The organism is Bradyrhizobium sp. STM 3566 (assembly GCF_045571445.1).
GTDB lineage: Bacteria > Pseudomonadota > Alphaproteobacteria > Rhizobiales > Xanthobacteraceae > Bradyrhizobium > Bradyrhizobium vignae.
Window position 1 is genome coordinate 6,439,725 of the sequence record NZ_CP120692.1, and the last position, 17,955, is coordinate 6,457,679.

At 59.8% G+C, this 17,955-nt stretch carries 12 protein-coding genes and 3 pseudogenes; 10 read left to right on the top strand and 5 right to left on the bottom strand.

Annotation, left to right across the window (positions count from 1 at the left end):
* The first annotated feature begins 418 nt into the window (after positions 1-418).
* The gene (locus P6U27_RS30785) at positions 419-1,765 is read left to right on the top strand and encodes an IS5 family transposase (protein ID WP_407193112.1); all 1,347 of its coding nucleotides are present in this window, start codon (positions 419-421) and stop codon (positions 1,763-1,765) included.
* 512 nt (positions 1,766-2,277) lie between these two features.
* On the opposite strand, the gene P6U27_RS30790 is transcribed toward P6U27_RS30785, so the two are convergent.
* Both P6U27_RS30790 and P6U27_RS30795 read right to left on the bottom strand, forming a co-directional pair.
* Positions 2,278-3,156 carry a Crp/Fnr family transcriptional regulator gene (locus P6U27_RS30790; RefSeq protein WP_407193113.1) on the bottom strand — a complete coding sequence of 293 codons (879 nt, stop codon included), beginning with the start codon at positions 3,154-3,156 and terminating at the stop codon, positions 2,278-2,280.
* A 715-nt stretch (positions 3,157-3,871) separates the two neighbouring features.
* Complete coding sequence (locus tag P6U27_RS30795; protein WP_407193114.1) at positions 3,872-4,432, bottom strand: helix-turn-helix domain-containing protein; 561 nt, start codon at positions 4,430-4,432, stop codon at positions 3,872-3,874.
* 274 nt (positions 4,433-4,706) lie between these two features.
* Here P6U27_RS30795 and P6U27_RS30800 point away from each other — a divergent pair, with 274 nt between their 5' ends.
* From P6U27_RS30800 to P6U27_RS30820, 5 genes are all read left to right on the top strand, one after another.
* Complete coding sequence (locus tag P6U27_RS30800) at positions 4,707-7,190, top strand: FAD-dependent oxidoreductase (RefSeq protein ID WP_407193115.1); 2,484 nt, start codon at positions 4,707-4,709, stop codon at positions 7,188-7,190.
* Positions 7,191-7,206: 16 nt separating this feature from the next.
* Positions 7,207-8,145 carry a formyltetrahydrofolate deformylase gene (gene purU, locus P6U27_RS30805; RefSeq protein WP_407193116.1) on the top strand — a complete coding sequence of 313 codons (939 nt, stop codon included), beginning with the start codon at positions 7,207-7,209 and terminating at the stop codon, positions 8,143-8,145.
* A gap of 211 nt (positions 8,146-8,356) precedes the next feature.
* Complete coding sequence (locus tag P6U27_RS30810) at positions 8,357-8,569, top strand: hypothetical protein (RefSeq protein WP_407193117.1); 213 nt, start codon at positions 8,357-8,359, stop codon at positions 8,567-8,569.
* Between the two features lie 73 nt (positions 8,570-8,642).
* A complete protein-coding gene (locus P6U27_RS30815; protein ID WP_407193118.1) occupies positions 8,643-8,963 on the top strand; it encodes a thiamine pyrophosphate-binding protein in 321 nt (106 codons plus the stop codon).
* 40 nt (positions 8,964-9,003) lie between these two features.
* Complete coding sequence (locus P6U27_RS30820; RefSeq protein WP_407193119.1) at positions 9,004-9,690, top strand: hypothetical protein; 687 nt, start codon at positions 9,004-9,006, stop codon at positions 9,688-9,690.
* Positions 9,691-9,768: 78 nt separating this feature from the next.
* On the opposite strand, the gene ltrA is transcribed toward P6U27_RS30820, so the two are convergent.
* On the bottom strand, positions 9,769-11,040 hold the full coding sequence (gene ltrA, locus P6U27_RS30825; RefSeq protein ID WP_407193120.1) for a group II intron reverse transcriptase/maturase: 1,272 nt from the start codon (positions 11,038-11,040) through the stop codon (positions 9,769-9,771).
* Here ltrA and istA point away from each other — a divergent pair.
* Together istA and istB are read left to right on the top strand one after the other, a co-directional pair.
* On the top strand, positions 10,999-12,258 hold the full coding sequence (gene istA / locus P6U27_RS30830) for an IS21 family transposase (protein ID WP_122402137.1): 1,260 nt from the start codon (positions 10,999-11,001) through the stop codon (positions 12,256-12,258). The two genes, ltrA and istA, sit on opposite strands and share 42 nt — an antisense overlap.
* Positions 12,255-13,118, top strand: coding sequence for an IS21-like element helper ATPase IstB (istB, locus tag P6U27_RS30835; protein WP_407120139.1), 864 nt, complete (start codon positions 12,255-12,257; stop codon positions 13,116-13,118). The genes istA and istB overlap by 4 nt, the downstream gene beginning before the upstream one ends.
* 856 nt (positions 13,119-13,974) lie before the next feature.
* Here the strand turns inward: istB and P6U27_RS30840 are convergent.
* Positions 13,975-14,190 (bottom strand): annotated as a pseudogene (locus tag P6U27_RS30840) (transposase); the annotation flags it as partial.
* A 245-nt stretch (positions 14,191-14,435) separates the two neighbouring features.
* Here P6U27_RS30840 and P6U27_RS30845 point away from each other — a divergent pair.
* Complete coding sequence (locus P6U27_RS30845; protein ID WP_407193121.1) at positions 14,436-14,960, top strand: transposase; 525 nt, start codon at positions 14,436-14,438, stop codon at positions 14,958-14,960.
* Positions 14,961-15,215: 255 nt separating this feature from the next.
* On the opposite strand, the pseudogene P6U27_RS30850 reads toward P6U27_RS30845, so the two are convergent.
* Positions 15,216-16,731 (bottom strand): annotated as a pseudogene (locus P6U27_RS30850) (ISNCY family transposase).
* Positions 16,732-16,867: 136 nt separating this feature from the next.
* Between P6U27_RS30850 and P6U27_RS30855 the strand changes: the two are divergent.
* Positions 16,868-17,398 (top strand): annotated as a pseudogene (locus P6U27_RS30855) (thiamine pyrophosphate-dependent enzyme); the annotation flags it as partial.
* Between the last annotated feature and the right edge of the window lie 557 nt (positions 17,399-17,955).

Here is a 17,955-nt window from a genome sequence, read left to right on the forward strand (position 1 = left end):
GCTATTCGTGAGGCGCGCCTCCGGTCCGCCTTAGTGATGAGGTTACTGAATGTGAGATTCGCTCACTTGACGCGATTACGTGAATGTCGCCGTCCCAGTTCGCGCGTCATCATTGTCGGTTCTCTGTGCTTGCGATACGAACTGTCGTATTAGCAGCTGCCGTGCAGACAGAACGCAACGAGTCGTTCCTGGATCTCAACTGTACGGGGCAATATCCAAGGAATTGGATCAGTCGCACTGACCCTAGTTGGTCGTCCGTGAAGAGCGGCTAAGCGACTGAGCTGGAATCGCATTTGTGGTTGCGGGGTGTTTTAGGATTGCAGGGTTTTGATGCTTCGGGCATCGGAACCTTGCAATTTCATTTTCAGGATTCCGTCGAATCGCCAGACATGATTCGGTGGCCGCATCGGAGGTGGCGATGCGACCGAAGAAGCACAGGACGACGGGATCGGGCGATCTGTTCCGGGCCAGGCTGGACCAGATCATCAACATGAAGCACGAGCTGGTTCAGCTCGCTGGCAAGGTCGATTGGGACTGGATCGACGGCGAGATCGCGCCGCTCTACAGCGAGAACGGCCGGCCCGGCATCGCGACCCGCTTCGTGATCGGGCTGCTGCTGCTCAAGCACATTTACGGCCTGTCCGATGAGGGGGTCTGCGAGCGCTGGGTCCACGACCCATATTTCCAGTACTTCACCGGCGAAGAGTTCTTCCAGCACGCCTTCCCGCACGAGCGCTCGGACCTGAGCCACTGGCGCAAGCGGCTCGGCGACAAGCTGGAACTGCTGCTGGCCGAGAGCCTGCGGGTGGCGCACGAGGCCGGCGCGTTACGCGGCCAAGACCTCAAGCGGGTCACAGTCGATACCACGGTGCAGCCAAAGGCCATCACCTTCCCGACCGATGCCAAGCTGCTGCACGCGGCGATCAAGGGGCTCAACCGTCTGGCGAGGAAGCACGGGATCAGGCTGCGGCAGTCCTATCTTCGCGTCGCCAAGACCGCGGCCATGATGGCTTCCCGCTACGCCCATGCCAAGCAATTCAAACGGCATCAGCGGCAGTTGCGCATCCTGCGCAGCCGGCTGGGCCGGATCATCCGCGATATCGGCCGCAAGATCGAAGGTCGAGCTGTGCTCGAGAACGCCTTCGCCCTGCCGCTCAGCCGGGCCGCGCAGATCCGCTCGCAGCAGCAGCGCCAGCGCGGCTGGAAGCTGTATTCCTTCCATGCTCCGGAGGTCGAGTGCATCGGCAAGGGCAAAGCAGCCGCGCCTTACGAGTTCGGTGTCAAAGCCTCCATCGTCACCAACAACCGCCGTGCTCCCGGCGGCCTGTTCGTGCTGCACGCCAGGGCGCTACCCGATAACCCGTACGACGGTCACACCCTGCGGGACGTCATCGACCGCACCGAGACACTCACCGGCTGTCCGATCGAGCGGGCCTATGTCGACAAGGGATACCGCGGCCATGACGCGCAGAACCCGCGCCGTGTCTTCATCTCCGGCCAGAAGCGCGGCGTCTTCGGTATCATCAAGCGCGAGCTGCGCCGCCGCTCCGCCATCGAACCCGTCATCGGACACCTGAAGGCCGATGGTCACCTCGGCCGCTGCTACCTCAAAGGCCGCGCCGGCGATGCCGCCAACGTCATCCTCTCTGCCGTCGGTCACAACTTCCGCCGCATCCTCGCCTGGCTGAGGGTTCTTTGGTGCCTCTTCCTGGCCACCCTCATCGCAGCCATCAGCGACCGCTCACCGCTGCAATCGGCTTCTTAACGGACGACTAGTTGCGGAGCCGCAACTCACCGCGGCGCGGCGGAAGGACATTCTATTCTTCAATCAGCCCAAGTGTGCTTCAGGGGTACATGAGCAAACGTGCAATGATTAAACCGTTCAAAGAGGCCGTTGCTTTCGACACATTCGTGCTCGGGAGAGGAGGCAATACATCATGGTCATGGTTGCTGTTGTGCTACTTAGTAATGCATGCAGCTCGCGTCCCCCAAGCCCGGCCTCATCCATCCCATTCCCGTTTCGACAAAAAGCGGCCTGGCGGCAGGCGTGCTCGATCGTCATCTTGACGGGCAGGTGATTGGGACTACCGCACCGCCTCGAGCTTGGACTTGAAGTACTCGAGCAAACGATTGATGTGATGTCGGGCTTCACATCGCGCCTGTGTCGTCCGCCGCCAAACTGCTAGCTCGGGCCCTGCGTACAAGAGCAACTTGAATTGGGGCTCCGCATGTGGCCGTGCCGCACTATAGTTGCCGTTTAGTAGCCCAAGTGCTCGTTCACGGCCGCCGCTGCAAGGCTCGGAATTGAGATTCGACGCCGTCGCACGCGCTATCCATAGCAGACACTGCGGTCTCACTTGGAGCATAAGCTCTTGAAATCAGCTTGTAACAGCCGCATGCCGTTTCCTCGAGGCGCTGCCTGTCCCAGATGTGCAACATGCCGCGTGCCTTGCGAATCAACCCCTGCTGTTCAAATCGAATTAGCGATTCCGTTACACCAGGGCGACGCAATCCCAACATCGAAGAGAGGTAGTCATGTGTAATAGGCAGGACATCAGCATTCAGGGCGTCGCTAGCCAAGCAGAGCCAGCACGCGAGCCGCTTTTGCCGATCGTGTCGAACGCCGCACAATCCGGTCTGAGCGCAATGCAAGTTCTGCGCTTGAGCGTACCGAAAGAAATGCTCCCGGAGGTCGGAGCACTCAGACAGGACGCCTCGCAAATCTTTCACAACAATTCTGTGCGCGCTCCCGGGAACGAGCACAACAGATTGACCGGTGGCAAGATGCCCTCCGGCTAAAAGCGAAGCGCCGACCGCGCCCCGATATCCCATTACCGCTGTTTCAAGGACGCTTCCCGCTGCGACGATCCTCAGCGAGATGAGCCCGGACTCTATGAAGTAGATATGGTCAAGGGGCCTTTTGGGTTCTTGCAGCACCGTGCGTTCTCTCAGAACGACCGGCTCAAGGTATTCTCCTATTGCCGCGAATTCTTGAAGAGAAGCGCTTGCGAGAATCGCGTTTCGGACGAAAGGCCGCGTGTTGGAACGCACCGCACCAGGACGGTGCAGCATTGGAGGTGTCGCAGACGCCTGTTTGACAGCGGCAGCTTCGGAGCTATCGCGCCCGCCGAGAACGGAGAGGAATTGGTCGGTCATACTGCGGCCCGTCTCTTGAAAACAGAAACTCTTAACCGTCAACTCCTTTTGGCCTGCGCCGTCTTAAGTTTAGCAGTGGGCCGTCTTTGGTTCATGCAATCAGGCGCCAAATGGTGAGTGAATCCTGCGTTTAAAGCCGCTGCGATGACGTATTCCACCGCGCAATGTTTTTTGGAATACCAGCGTCGTACATTGTAGGCAGCATTCGTGGAGAGCGGCTCAACTCATCAGACCGGCCGGTTCGCCCGCGTGCATTCGGATACTGAGAGAGCTCGGATGGCCGTAAGTCTACTACCCGTGCCGCGGCGTCGGAAGTGGCGTGCAAGTATGGAGAGACGCTGCGGCACAGTTTACGATCGATGATCTCCCGCGAATCGATGCTCGCCGAGGAATCTGCTAAGCTCTCAATCGCGGCAAGAATTGACCCGCTTCCATCCAAGACGGGCATGTCCAGCTTGATACGAATTCGGTCGAGAAAGTCATCTGTTCAGTTCTGCCTGACCGGAAAAAAGCTCTCTTCTCCGGTTATGAACTCGGCGCTGAAAACTGGGCTCAGAAGCTATTGGCTCACGCCGCATTCCGGCACGCAAGGGACCCGCCGTGTTCAGGAGGCTCGCCGCTCCATCACAACTTCAGTCAAAGCTACGAGGACTACACTACGCCGTGTTCTCCGAGATGGATTGAGCAGCTTGCTGCTCGAGCTCGATGAGAGTCACTAATAGTGCGGCGGCGTGATTACCCAGACCACTTTTGCCGGCACCGTTCCCGGGTTTGCGCAGCGATGTTGCGAGGTGCTGTTGAATGAAAAACTATCGCCCTCCTCAAGCTCGAAACGCTTTCCATCCACCCACAGGTCCAACCGGCCAGCAACTAAAATCCCCGCTTCATTGCCATCATGGCTGTACTCGCCACTGTCGGCACCTGGCTCGATCGTGCTCAGAAGCAATTCGAGGGGACCGGCGAGATTGGGAGACAGTAACTCTTCAGCGATCCCCAACCCTGTAAATGTTAGGCGCCGCCGGTGCGCTTTACGAACGATGATCTCCCTTTCATCGGCCGCGGCCTGCAAATTGCCGCTGAAGAACCAGTTCATATGGACGCCGAGAACGTCGCTGAGCTTCTTCAAAACTCCAATCGGCAGCTTGGATTGATTTCTCTCAATTTGGCTCAAATAGCCGACCGAGATCCCGGCCGCCTGAGCAACTTGGGTCAAGGTCAGCTTCTTGATTTTGCGTAATTCACGGATCGGCCCGCCCAACGCGGCGTCAGAGTCCACGTTGGCCGCGGAGCTCCTGGTTGCCCATTCGTCAGCCGCGCGTATCGACCTAATAGCCATCGAAACCTTTGACTTCAAAGCAATGCCGGCACGAAAGCCTGCTCCAATATCCCGGGGGAAGGACAGTCTGGCGGCAGCGCCAACGTCGGAAACGTCATCTAGGGCCCACTTTATAGATGTGACATCCTTGAAAAAAAACATGCTAAATGTGAAAAAGCACGTTCACATGTGTGAAAAAATCTGAGATAATTTCACGATTAGGCAGAGGTGGGTTGTGACGGAACTTCCAAAGTCGGCTCAAGTGGTCATCGTTGGCGGCGGGATCATGGGCTGTAGTCTAGCCTATCATCTGACCCTTCGCGGCTGGAAAAACGTTGTTCTGCTCGAACGAAAGCAGCTTACGTCCGGAACCACTTGGCACGCCGCTGGCCTCGTCGGACAACTGGGTGCAACGCACAATCTCACACGATTGGCTCAATACACGACGGAGCTTTACTGCGAGCTCGAGCGCGAAACGGGACAAAATACCGGATACCGGCAGATTGGATCGCTAGCAATCGCCAACAACCATGAGCGTTTTGAAGAGCTCCGTCGCGGCGCCTCAATGGCCCGATGCTTCGGCTTGGAGGTCAACGTGATGTCGGCGAAAGAAGCGGGCGATCTTTGGCCTTTGATGTTGACTGAAGATCTCGTCGGCGCGGTGCATCTTCCAAAAGATGGACAGACCAATCCCGTCGACACGACTCAGGCTCTGGCGAGGGGAGCGAAGGCCCGGGGGGCGAAGATAATTGAAAACACTGAAGTTACGGACATTCTCATCAAGAATGGACGTGCCAACGGGGTGCGAACGAAAAACGGTGAAATAGAAGCTGAATTCGTTGTCAATTGTGCTGGCATGTGGGCGAGGGAGCTTGGCGCAAAAGCCGGAACGACAGTCCCTCTTCACGCGGCCGAGCACTTCTACATCGTGACTGAGCCGCTCCCCGAGATCAGAAAGCACCTTCCGGTACTGCGCGATGCCGATGCCTGTACCTACTTCAAGGAAGACGCCGGCAAGCTGCTGGTCGGTTGGTTTGAGCCTATCGCAAAACCCTGGGGTATGCAGGGGATCTCCGAGAGCTTTGAGTTCGATACTTTGCCAGATGACCTCGAACACATTGAACCATTGCTGGAGGGGGCAATTCGTCGTGTGCCGATATTGGCAAACACGGGGATTCAGTTGTTCTTTAATGGTCCGGAAAGCTTCACGCCTGACGACCGTTACATGCTGGGCGAAACGCCGGAAGTGCGGAGTTTGTTCGTGGCGGCCGGCTTCAACTCGATCGGTATTCGCTCCGCCGGCGGAGCAGGTAAGGTCCTGGCCGACTGGATTGTCGACGGTCATCCGCCAATGGATCTTTGGGACGTTGATGTCCGACGGGTCATGCCGTTCCAGTCAAATCGGCGATATCTAAGGGATCGAACTGTCGAGACCCTCGGCCTATTGTATGCCATGCATTGGCCATTTCGGCAGCCCGACACTGCAAGAGGGGTTCGCCGTTCGGCTTTGCATGATCGCCTGCTTGCGAGAGGAGCGTGCTTTGGAGAGCTCGCCGGCTGGGAGCGGCCGAACTGGTTCGCGCCGCAGGGGCAAGAGGCAAGGTACCAATATAGTTATGGCCGTCAGAATTGGTTCGAATACTCAGCCGCGGAACATAAGGCTGTACGACAAGGCGTTGGGCTATTTGATCAATCGTCCTTTGCGAAGTTCATCCTCGAAGGGGACGATGCAGAATCAATCCTAAACAGGATATGCTCCAACAACATATCCGTACCGATCGGCCGCATCGTCTATACGCAATGGCTTAATGATAGAGGCGGCATTGAAGCAGATCTCACCGTCACACGGGAAGGCCCGAGACGTTTCCTTATTGTGACGGGGGCGGCAACGCAAGTCAGGGACTTTGCTTGGCTGACACGTCACATTCCAGAGGGTGCCCACGCCATCGCGATCGATGTTAGCTCTGCCTATGCCGTGCTGGGTGTCATGGGTCCGCAATCAAGGCAGCTCCTCAGCAAACTGACGGATGCTGATCTTTCAAACCAGGCATTTCCGTTCGCGAGTTCTCAACTCATTGATATAGGCTATGCCAAGGTCAGGGCGAGCCGCATTACTTACGTCGGCGAACTCGGATGGGAGCTGTACATCCCAACCGAGTTCGTCCAGGACGTATACGATCGTCTTCTCGAAGAAGGCGCTGGATTCAACATGCGCCTCGCCGGTTATCATGCTATGAATTCTCTACGCATGGAGAAGGGATACCGCCATTGGGGACACGACGTCACGGACGAAGACACCCCGCTGGAATCCGGCCTCGGCTTTGCGGTGGCGTGGTCCAAGCCGCAAGGATTCATCGGGCGAGATGCACTAGTTCGGCAGAGGGAGGCGGGGCCGCGCCGAAAAATGATCCACATCGCGCTGAATGATCCAGGCGTGCTGATCTACCACAACGAGCCAATCTGGCACGACGGACGTCTTGTTGGCCGTATCACATCAGGTATGTTCGGACACACGATCGGCACGTGCTTGGGATTAGGATTTATCCACAACTCGAACGGCATTGTCGATGCATCGTTCCTGAAGAGCGGGCGATTCGAGGTCGAGGTCGCCGGGCTGCGTATTCCCGCGCAGGCATCACTACGCCCGTTTTACGATCCCAACAACAATCGCGTAAAGGATGTTGAGGAGCGTACTCTCGTCTCGGCCGCAGCCTCGTAGAAGAGTCTAAACTGTCATGACTACAGCAAGCGCTGTCACCGAGCCTCGCACCGTTCATGCCGAAACACAGAGGTCCTTTGCCGACGCACCTTCCAAGGTTCGCGCCCAGCGCCCCGATTTCATCCTGACGTTCTCATGCACGGAGCGCATTGGGATCGTCCACGCCGTATCGGGCTTTCTCGCCGCACACGGCTGTAATATCCGCGACAGTGCTCAGTTCTCAGACAGCAGTGTCGGAAGGCTTTTTATGCGCGTAACATTTGATGCGCCCCGCATCTCGCTTGAGGGTATCCGGTCAGAATTTTCCCAAGTCGGCGCGTCGTTTGGCATGAGCTGGGAATTCCATGACTGCAATGTGAAACCTCGACTCTTGGTCATGGTATCGAAAGCGGGGCACTGTCTAAACGACCTGCTGTTCCGGTACGCAACCGGCACGCTTGCGGTCGAAATCCCCTTGATAGTCTCGAATCACCGGGACTTCTACCGGCTAGCCGCATCCTATGACATTCCGTTTCATCATATCCCCATTAGTGCGGATACAAAGTCCGCACGAGAGGCAAAGCTCCTCGACCTCGTTGAGCAGGAGCGGATCGAGCTCATTGTCCTGGCGCGGTACATGCAGGTGTTGTCGGACAATATATGCCAAAAAATGCCCGGCAAGATCATAAATATCCATCACTCTTTCCTGCCGAGCTTCAAAGGCGCCCGCCCTTATCATCAAGCCCACTCACGAGGGGTTAAGTTGATTGGGGCGACGGCTCACTACGTCACGGCAGACTTGGATGAAGGCCCGATCATTGAGCAAGATGTGCTCCGGGTGGATCATTCGCTCACCCCAGACGATCTTTCGGCAATCGGAAGAGACGTCGAAGCCGCTGTTTTGGCGCGGGCCGTCAAGTTGCACACGGAAAATCGGGTTTTTATGAATGGCGATCGCACGGTGATCTTTCGATGAACATCGCGGATACAAACCATCAACTGTACGAGGTAACAGCAGCAGCAGCCACAACCGTCTTAAGGCGCGTGCTGCGCAAAGATATGCCAAAGTGGCTACTTCGCCTTTCGCACTAGGGAATCACGAAATCATCGCGCACAATCGTAAAGGGTCGAGATCCAGGTCGGCTTATGACTTCGCCAAGGGACTCGTCCTTGAACAAGGCGTGGCAATGATGCCCCCTAACGGGTTTGGCGAGAGCGCGATCGGCTATTTGCGCATCAATCCGGACGTCCCGGACACGGAGATAGACGAAGCGGCTATGCGGAGCGCCCGCTACACCCAGCGGCTCGGGCTTCATCGGGCCGTCTGCGGAATGAGCCGCCCGATCGAAAGCCCGTCGATCAACGGGACGCGGCGCTCCAAAGTCATCGTGCGTGTGTAGGACGGCTCTTGGACGGGTGAGGCCTAACGATCGGCCTCCGGCAGTCTTGGCAGGATCAAGGAAGGATATGGGAATGAACGGCGCAGATCTGCTGTGCGATGTCTTGTCGGTGAACGGCGTCAACGTCTGTTTAGCAAACCCCGGTACCTCGGAGATGCACTTCGTGGCGGCCCTCGACCGCAAGACTGACATGCGCTGCGTGCTTGGACTTTCTGAAGCCGTGGTGGCGGGAGCGGCCGACGGCTACGCCCGTATGACCGACAAAGCGGCAGCCACGCTCCTGCATTGCGGCCCGGGATTAGCTAACGGCCTGTCCAATATTCACAACGCAAGGCGAGCCCGGAGCCCCATGCTCAATCGTGGGCGATCACGCCACTTACCATCTCCAACATGATGCCCCGCTTGCATGCGACATTGAGGGGTTGGCACGGCCGATGTCGCACTGGCTCGGACGCGCTGGTCATGCACGTGAGATTCGAGAGCGCACCGAGGCAGCACTGGCGGCAACGTATCTCACGCGAGGTCCCTCTACGTTAATATTGCCGAGTGACGCTGCATGGGGCGAGGCGGCGTCGGAGCATATCTCGCCAATTCTCCTTCCCGTGTTACCGGCGGTCGAAGCCGACTCGGTCGCAGATTGTGTGCGTGCTTTACGCAGTGGTCTGACGGCCGCGATTTTCCTGTCCGGGCAAGCGATGCGGGAAGAGGCTCTCGTCGCGGCGGGACGAATCTCTGCGGCGACTGGCGCGCAGCTCTTTTCACAAACCTCCGGGCGCTATCAGCGAGGAGCCGGGCGCGTTGCCGTACCGCAGGTGCCTTACAAGATCGATCTCGCCTTGGACACCTTGAAACACATCCAGGTGGCAATTTGCGTGGGATCCGGGCAACCGATAGGATTCTTTGCTTACCCCGGAAAGCCGGGAACGATGTTGCCCGAGGGCTGCCAGGTTATCCAGCTTGCCGGACACGAACATGACCTGCGGCAGGCGCTCGAGACGTTGGCGGAGGCGCTCGGATTGAGCGACAAAGCCCCCTATGCGGTTAATAAACTGCGACAGCACGAAATCTCAGATCCCGCAAGCGATACCCTGACAGCGGATGCGGTGATCGTGGTCGAGTAGCTCGGCCATTTGGCTTTGCCCTCACAGATCCGGGCGGGCGGCTTTCCCGCACCCGGCTCTTCCCGAGAGTAACCCGCGTCATATCCGCGCCTGCGCCCATGTGCGAGTGATGCGTGGAGTTGGCAGGCGGAAGCGTGCCGTCAGGGCCTCGAACTCCGGCCAGCCCATGCGCCGACTTTTCTGGCTGCGCCGTCTCAGACAACGCAGCCAGGTTCGACGCACTTCGCGGTAGAAGCCGTTGAGCGCTGGATAGTTGTGCGGCCTGCCATAGTAGCCATAGTGCCCGCGCAGCACGGCGGCGAACCACTCGTGCTGCTTGGCCAGTGGCGCGTGCATGAGCCGCCAGGCGTCCTGGCGCAACGCCGTCAGCTTGCGCGTCAGGCGTTTCCCTTCCGTCTTGTGCTTCACGATGAACCGGCCACCTCGGGTCCGCCCGCAGTAGTGGGTGAAGCCCAGGAAGGCGAAGGTTTCTGGCCGCCGATCGCCGCGCCGCTGACGCGAGAGGGCCGCGAACCGGCCAAACTCGATCAACCGCGTCTTGTCCTCATGGAGCGTCAGGCCGAAGCTGGCCAGTCGCACCTTGAGGGCCAAGAGCATTTCCTGCGCATCGGCCTTGCTCTCGAATCCCATGACGAAGTCGTCCGCGTAGCGCACGGTCACAATGCGACCGCGTGCATGGCGACGACGCCATTGGTGGGCCCAGAGATCGAGGATGTAGTGCAGGAAGATGTTGGCAAGGAGCGGGCTGATGCCTGCCCCTTGCGGCGTGCCCCTGTCCGTCTCTTGCTTCTCGCCGCTCTCAAGAACGCCAGCTCGCAGCCACAGCTCAATGAGCCGTAGGATACGAGGATCGGCGATCCTGTGCGCCACCATCCGCAGCAGCCACTCGTGGTCGACCGAGTCGAAGAAGCTGCGAATGTCGGCATCGAGCACCCAGTTCACGCGCTGGCTCATGATCGCCGTATGCAGGGCATCAAGCGCCATATGAGGATTCCGCCCCGGCCGGAAGCCGTAGGAGAATCCGAGGAAGTCGACCTCGTAGACCGCGCTCAACACCTCGGCCACCGCGCTTTGGACGATCTTGTCCTCGAGCGCCGGCACACCGAGAGGCCGCTTGCCGCCATCGGCTTTGGGAATGTAGACCCGCCGCACCGGCTGTGGCTGTGAGTGGCGGAGTAATTCTCCCCACTTATGGCATTTGAAAATTCCCCAGTTTTCGCGACGGCCGACCGGCCAGGGCATGCCCTGGCCGGTCGGCCGTCGCGTCGAATCGCCGACGTTCCTCCTGCAGGCGGAAGGGAGGGCGCGGTGCTCAAACTTGGGGAACTTGTCATGATCCTGGATTTGCATCGCCAAGGTCTGTCGGTCAGCGCTATCGCCCGGCAACTTGGTGTCGATCGAAAGACAGTCAGGGCCTACATCGCCAAAGGATTGGAGCCGCCGGTCTACAAAAAGCGAGCGGTGCGGCCCGGAATTGTCGACCACTTCGAAGCTTATTTGCGTGAGCGGCTGGCTGCCTATCCTGCGCTCACCGCCGTGCGGCTGTGGCGTGAGCTCAAGGAACGCGGCTTCGTCGGCGGCTACAGCATCGTACGCGATCGCGTGCGCGAGCTGCGGCCTGCCCAGCCGGCAGCCTTCGAAGTGCGTTTTGAAACTCCAGCAGGTGAGCAGGCGCAAGTCGACTTCGCCAGGTTCGAGGTCCAGTTTGTCGATGAGCCAGGAGTCAAGCGCATCGTCTGGCTGTTCTCGATGGTGCTCGGCTACTCACGACTGATCTGGGCGCGGTTCGTTGTCCATCAGGACCTGCAAACAGTGCTTCGCTGCCATATCGCCGCTCTGGAAGCGATCGGCGGCGCTCCGCGCGAGATCCTCTACGACCGCATGAAGACCGCTGTCCTTGGCCAGGACGCCGAGGGGCTCGTGGTCTACAACCGCGCGCTGGTCGATCTCGCTCGCCATTATGGCTTCCAGCCGCGCGCTTGCCGGCCTTATCGGCCCAAGACAAAAGGCAAGGTCGAGCGGCCATTCCGCTACATCCGCGAGGACTTCTTCCTCGGCGGGGTCTTCCGCAATCTGGACGACCTCAACGGCCAGCTCCGCCATTGGCTGGATACCGTCGCCAATCCGCGGGTGCATGCCACGACCCATCGGGTCGTCAATGAGGCCTTCGCCGAGGAAAAGGCGGCACTGCAAGCCTTGCCGAGCGCGCCCTACCGGGCGGTGTTGCATCTGGAGCGACGGGCCTCGCACGAAGGCATGGTGAGCGTCGGCGGCAATCTGTACAGCGTGCCTGATACGACGCGGCGGCGGGTCTTCGACGTCCACGTCCTCGCCGACGAAATCCGCATCTTCGAGGGCAGCGTGCTGGTGGCAAGTCATGCCCCGCTCGAAGGTCGGGGCCAGAAGCGGCTCGATCCGGCACATCGCAAGCTCGCCAGCTTCGGCCGACGCCGTCCAGGCAGTGCAGAACCCGTCACCCTCACGCGCGCCGGTGACCACGCCGTTCGTCGCTCGCTTGACTTCTACGCGGCCGTCGGTCGCCGCCTGGCAGCCCAGGAGATCGTATGATGAGTGCTTCCTCCGTCATCGAGCGCGTCAAGACCAACCTGGTCAGTCTGAAGATGCCGCGCGCCCTGGAAATCCTCGATGTCACCCTGCGCGGCCTCGAACGCGGCGAAATTAGCGCCCTCGACGCCATCGATGCCTTGCTCACCGAAGAACTCACGATGCGCGAGAACCGTCGCATCAAAATGGCGGTTCAAATGGCCAAGTTGTCGGCCATCAAGACGCTCGCCGGCTTCGACTTCGCCTTCCAACCGTCGCTCGACAAAAACCGCGTCCTGGCGCTCGCCGGATTGCAGTTCATTAATCGGGCCGAGGCGGTCCATCTCATCGGGCCACCAGGAACCGGCAAGACCCATTTGAGCCTCGCTCTCGGCGTGGAGGCCGTTAAGGCAGGGCGCAGCGTCTACTTCAGCTCCCTCGCCGATATCGTCGCCTCGCTCGCCAAGGCCGAACGTGACGGCGCTCTGCGCGAGCGGATCCGCTACTACTGCCGGTTCGCGCTGCTCATCGTCGATGAAATCGGCTACCTCCCGGTCACTCCCGGTGGCGGCAACTTGTTCTTCCAGCTCGTCAACGCCCGATATGAAAAAGGCGCTATGATCCTAACCTCGAACCGCGGCTTCGCCGAGTGGGGAGAGATCTTCGGCGATTCCGTCGTCGCTACCGCGCTGCTCGATCGCCTGCTTCACCACGCCGTCGTCATCCAAATCGAGGGCTCGAGCTATCGCCTACGCGAACATGCTGATCTCGTCCCCGAGACGATCCGACACAAAACGCAGGCAACCGCGAACCCCATTCCCCCGACCCTGAAACGGCGGGGCCGTCCACCAAAAGACGGAGGTGCTGATCACGTCGACGGCTGATCGCCATCCCGCCAACTGGGGAATTTTGCGGCGCCACTTCTGAGGAGATTCCGTGCGCCGTTGACAGTGGCCGGTAGCGAGCAGTGTGGACCCGTGCGCAGAGGTCGCGGATGTTATCCGTGAGCCCTTCTTCGTACTTCGCCACCGTTATCCCATCGACCCCCGCGCTGGCCTGCCGCTTTTGTCGTCGAAACGCCCGAAGCAGAGCGTCTTCGTCGATGTGGTGCAGCAGGGCCGTGAACCGGGTTTGGGCAGCCTGCTTGGCCGCCGCGTTCACCCGCTCGAGGTTCGGCGGCAAGGCAACCCGGCTCTGTGTCCGGCCCCTGGCCTCCTCGCGCAGGCTCCCCTCGGGCTGGTCCCTTCCCTCCATGCGTCTCGTTACCTTCGACGACTTCACAGGTACTATGGATCAGTCCGACTCCCGACCTTAGCTCGGACCGCGGCTCTGGCAGTGCCTTGCCGCTGTCCCCCACTGGAGACCAATCCAATGGACCTGGTCGGGCCTCTCATGTTCCGATGATTACCTTCCATGCGTGATCCGGCCATCGACCCCGACGGAGCGGCATCGTCTCGCATAACGACGATGCTCATGCTGCCTTCGTGACTAGGGAACACACTCGGCCTCCGCGAACATCCACCCTTTCGAGGCTCATTCCCGCACCCCGCATGGCTCCTGTCTACACTTCGGACCCCGCGTTGCGGCGCCGCCCGCAAGACTCGGTCCCGGCTTGCCCGCTTCGGCTTTGGCCGGATGGGACTTCCACCCACAAGCAATCATCAGCTTGGCATGACGTACTCCCGTGGCGTGGTGTAGCTGAGTGCGGGTCACCACGTTCGCCGGCATGGGCCGGATCGGTCAGCTGGCGATTGCCGGGAAGCTGACGGCGGCATCATCGCCCAACGGCGCGATGGTTTCCAGTGTCATGTAGCGGCCGCGCTGAACCGCCCACTCGTCATTCTGCTCGAGCAGGATCGCACCGACGAGGCGGACGATGGCGTCTTCATTGGGGAAGATGCCGACCACTTCGGTTCGGCGCTTGATCTCGCCATTGACCCTTTCGAGCGGATTGGTAACCGGTATGAGATGTCTCGGTGCCAACGTTCCCGCTGCGGTGTTCTACATCGTGGCGTATGGTGCGACCATCGGGACAGAGGCACCGGGAGCACGAAGTGCGGGCAGGCCGATGTTATTCGATGAGCCGAGAGCTCGAGTTAGTAGCTGGCCGCCTCTGCGACTCGCCCGGTTGCGCTGGGAGCGCGAATCCGTAGTTGTCGTGTCGCCCGCAGCTCCCGTCATATGTCTGGCAGGAGGTGCGAATGCGACGGGTGATTGGCATCGACGTCCACCGAACTTTCGGCGAGGTGGTGTTTTGGGAGGACGGCAGGCTCCGACATGCGGGCCGCATCGATATGACGCGGACTGCGCTGGAGGGATTCGGCAAGACCCTGCTGGCCAGTGATGAGGTGGTGGTCGAAGCGACTGCCAACAGCATGGCGGTGTCGCGGGTTCTGGCGCCGTTCGTGGCACGGGTGATTATCGCCAATCCGCTGCAGGTGAAGGCGATCGCCCAGGCTCACGTTAAGACCGACAAGATCGATGCCGGCACGCTCGCCAGTCTGCAGGCGGCCGGGTACCTGCCGCAGATCTGGACGCCTGACGCGGAGACCGAACGCAAGCGTCGGCTGGTGGCGCGGCGCTACCAGGTCGTGCGCCATCGCACGCGGCTCAAGAACGAGGTGCATTCGATCCTGCACGCGCACCTAATCCCGAAGTGCCCGCATGCCGATCTTTTCAACCCGCGGCCGGGCGTGGTTGGGCGCCCAACAGCTGCCGCACGATGAGCGCGCGGCCATCGATCGGCATGTCCGTGAGCTTGACCGGCTGGCGGAAGACCTGGCTCTGCTCGACCGTGAGATCGCGCAGGACGCCGTCGACGATCTCGCGGTCAACAGATCGTATTGCCTCATGTACTGATGCTCCCGGGTGCGATTGGTTGCCTCATTTATTTTGCTCCTGGCTTGAGTTGAGGAGGAGGCCGGGTGCGGAGATGGCCGGGGTTTCGGAGCGCCCGGCCTCCTCCGCTGGTACCTCGCACGTCATTGGGGTGTTGTGACCTCGTACCCTGGCGGCATTTTCTCGCTAGGAGCGAACAGCAGCGCATTCGCTTGCTCGCTGCGCCAGGATTTCAGCCGACGTTGAAGGGTTCGAAGAAGCTTGTTCGGATAGGCTCCAGGATATTCCATCTGCAAGCGCGAGAGCAGTTCGCTGCCAGTCCGCCAAGGCTCAGCTTCAAACCATTTTCGCAAATCTGGCGTTGCTCCGGATGAGCGGGTCGGGACGACGTCGGCCTCTTTTCGCCTTCACGAGTGGCCGATCCGTCGGTCGCATGGCTCCGTCCTTCCAGGCCGTGCGCAAGCTTGCCAGGAAGCGATCGATCGGTTGCGATGCCACAGCAGGATGGCCGATTGGTTGGGTATCAGCGAGGGCCGCGAGGCGCTCCTGCACGTCGCGGATGTCGCGCAACAACGCGACTGGATCGAGAGCGGCATAGATTTCTTGGAGATGATGGCTGACAGCGTCAGGCGTGCGGGCGTCCGCTGCCAGGCGCTGGTGTGGTGTAGCCGGCGCGCTGTATGTCTTGCGTACACGGGCACCGTCGCGCTGCTTGGCTATCAATTTGAACGAGGGTTGGAAGAAGTTCACGAACAGCCGCGCCGATCGATAGAGTTCAGCCAGCAGCTTGGCCGCTTCCAGGCCCTCGAACCGACGATAGCCGACTATCCTGCGCACGACGGCGCCGTTCTTCTGCTCGACGAACGCCTGGTCATTTTTTCGGTAGGGCCGGCAACGCGTGAAGACGATGTTGGCCGCCTCGCAGTAGGCTTTCAGCGTCTCGTTTATGAACACCGTATCATTGTCAGTATCGAAGCCGAGCAGCGCAAAAGGCAATTGTTTGCGCAATTCCGTCAGCACCGTGCTCAACAGCGTTTGTTCGCGCACGATCAGAGGAGCGCACTCCGTCCAGCCGGTAGCAATGTCGGTGAGCACGAGGGTCTGGATGAAGCTGCCGCGCGCAGATGGACCGCTATGCGCGACAAGGTCGGCCTCGACGAATCCGGGCGCCGGATCATTCCAATCTGCCGACGTCCTTATTGGAACACTGCGACGCAACGAGTGCGTGGCGTGCCGCCGACGCTTGCGACCTAATCCTTCTCGGACCCCCACCAATGCGCGGTCGATCGTCGCAGCGCTCATTGCCAAAAGTTTGTCGCGGATCTCGGGGGTAAGGTCGAGGTGGCCATGCCGTTCCATCGCCTCAATCAACGCAGGCATTAACGCCTTCAGCCGCTTCCCGCAGATCCGGTCTGACGCCTCCCAAAGGAGCACGAGCGCGTTGTGTTCTACCTCATTATACATTCGACGTCGCGCCCTTCGGCTTGGGCGCGCGTCTTCCTGACCTCGAAGTAGTCGCATCGCATGCTTGCGATGGAATCCGGTGATGTCGACGAACTCGTCCAATATCCGCGTCTTCTTCGCGCGATCCGAACGCCGATAGCGCGCGCCTGCTGCCGCCGTCAGTTCCTTCCGCGTTGCCATGCTTAGCCACCCCATCTTCGCCCCCGCTCGCTCCCGATCCAAGGGAGCAATTTACGTGAGGCAACGGCTCAGCATCTGGTAACAATTAGGGCGAGGCAATGCGGATTCTCATCCTGATTGTCGCGCTATAAGCTACACCATCACCTGGGACACGACCGATGCGGTCAGCATCATGATTGCCCGCCGGCTTCCTGAGCAGGCCATCGTAATCGACGAAGCTTTAACTTCCATCGGACAAACCCACACGCTTTCGCATATGCTTCCACCCCACGATGTGCTTCCTCTTACTAGCGGATCAATCGGCATCGGCATTCCGCTAGCAACCGGCGGAGCATTCGCCTCCCCTGGCCGAAAGGTCGTGGCACTTCAGGCCGATGGCAGCGGTATGTACACCGTGCAAGGGCTATGGACGCAGACTCGCGAGAGGCTGAACGTACTGACGATCGTGTACGCCAACGGCGCTTATCGCATTTTGCAGGGCGAAATGACCAATGTCGGTGTGAACACTTTTGGCCGCAATGCCAGACGTATGCTCGATCTTGATGGACCGCGCCTCGACTGGTGCTCGCTCGCCAAAGGCATGGGCGTGGAGGCTGGGCGGGCAGAAACCGCTCTCGAATTTCGGCGTCTGCTCGAGGCGGGGCTGCGCTCTAATGGGCCCTTCCTAATCGAGGCCGTCGTCAAATCGTTTGCGGCTGGATACGCAGGTCGGAGATCTCGTTTTCATTCGCCCGTCTCCAGCAGGGCCACTACATTGTAGGCTTGGTAAGTTCGACTTTCGCCGCCAGTATGTCTCCAGCGCGCTGCCATTCATCCTCGATATCATGCCTCGACTAGCGCGTTTACGCACTCAATCAGCTGAGATTTCGTGCGGTAAACACAATGTATTAGCTCGTCGCCTTGTCGAACAGCGCATGCCGTTCACAGGATCGGGCCTACGGACCTATCGCCTCTGCACTGTCTGAACGGTGAAGAATGCCGGCCACCGCGGCCGCGGCCGCGGCGCTACCGGGTTGTGCGCCATCGCATCCAGGCTCAAGAACGAGGTGCATTAGTCGATCGAAATGTCGCACGCCACGCGCGCCTCGTAGCCGCGCTTCAACGCGTCGATCTCATCATCGTTGACGACTGAGGACCGGAACCGATCACCACGCGTGATCTGCCGAGATTTGGATGGTCGTTACGACAAGAGGTCTTTGTTGAGAACTTACCGCGTCGCAAAGCATGACAGCATCGCCG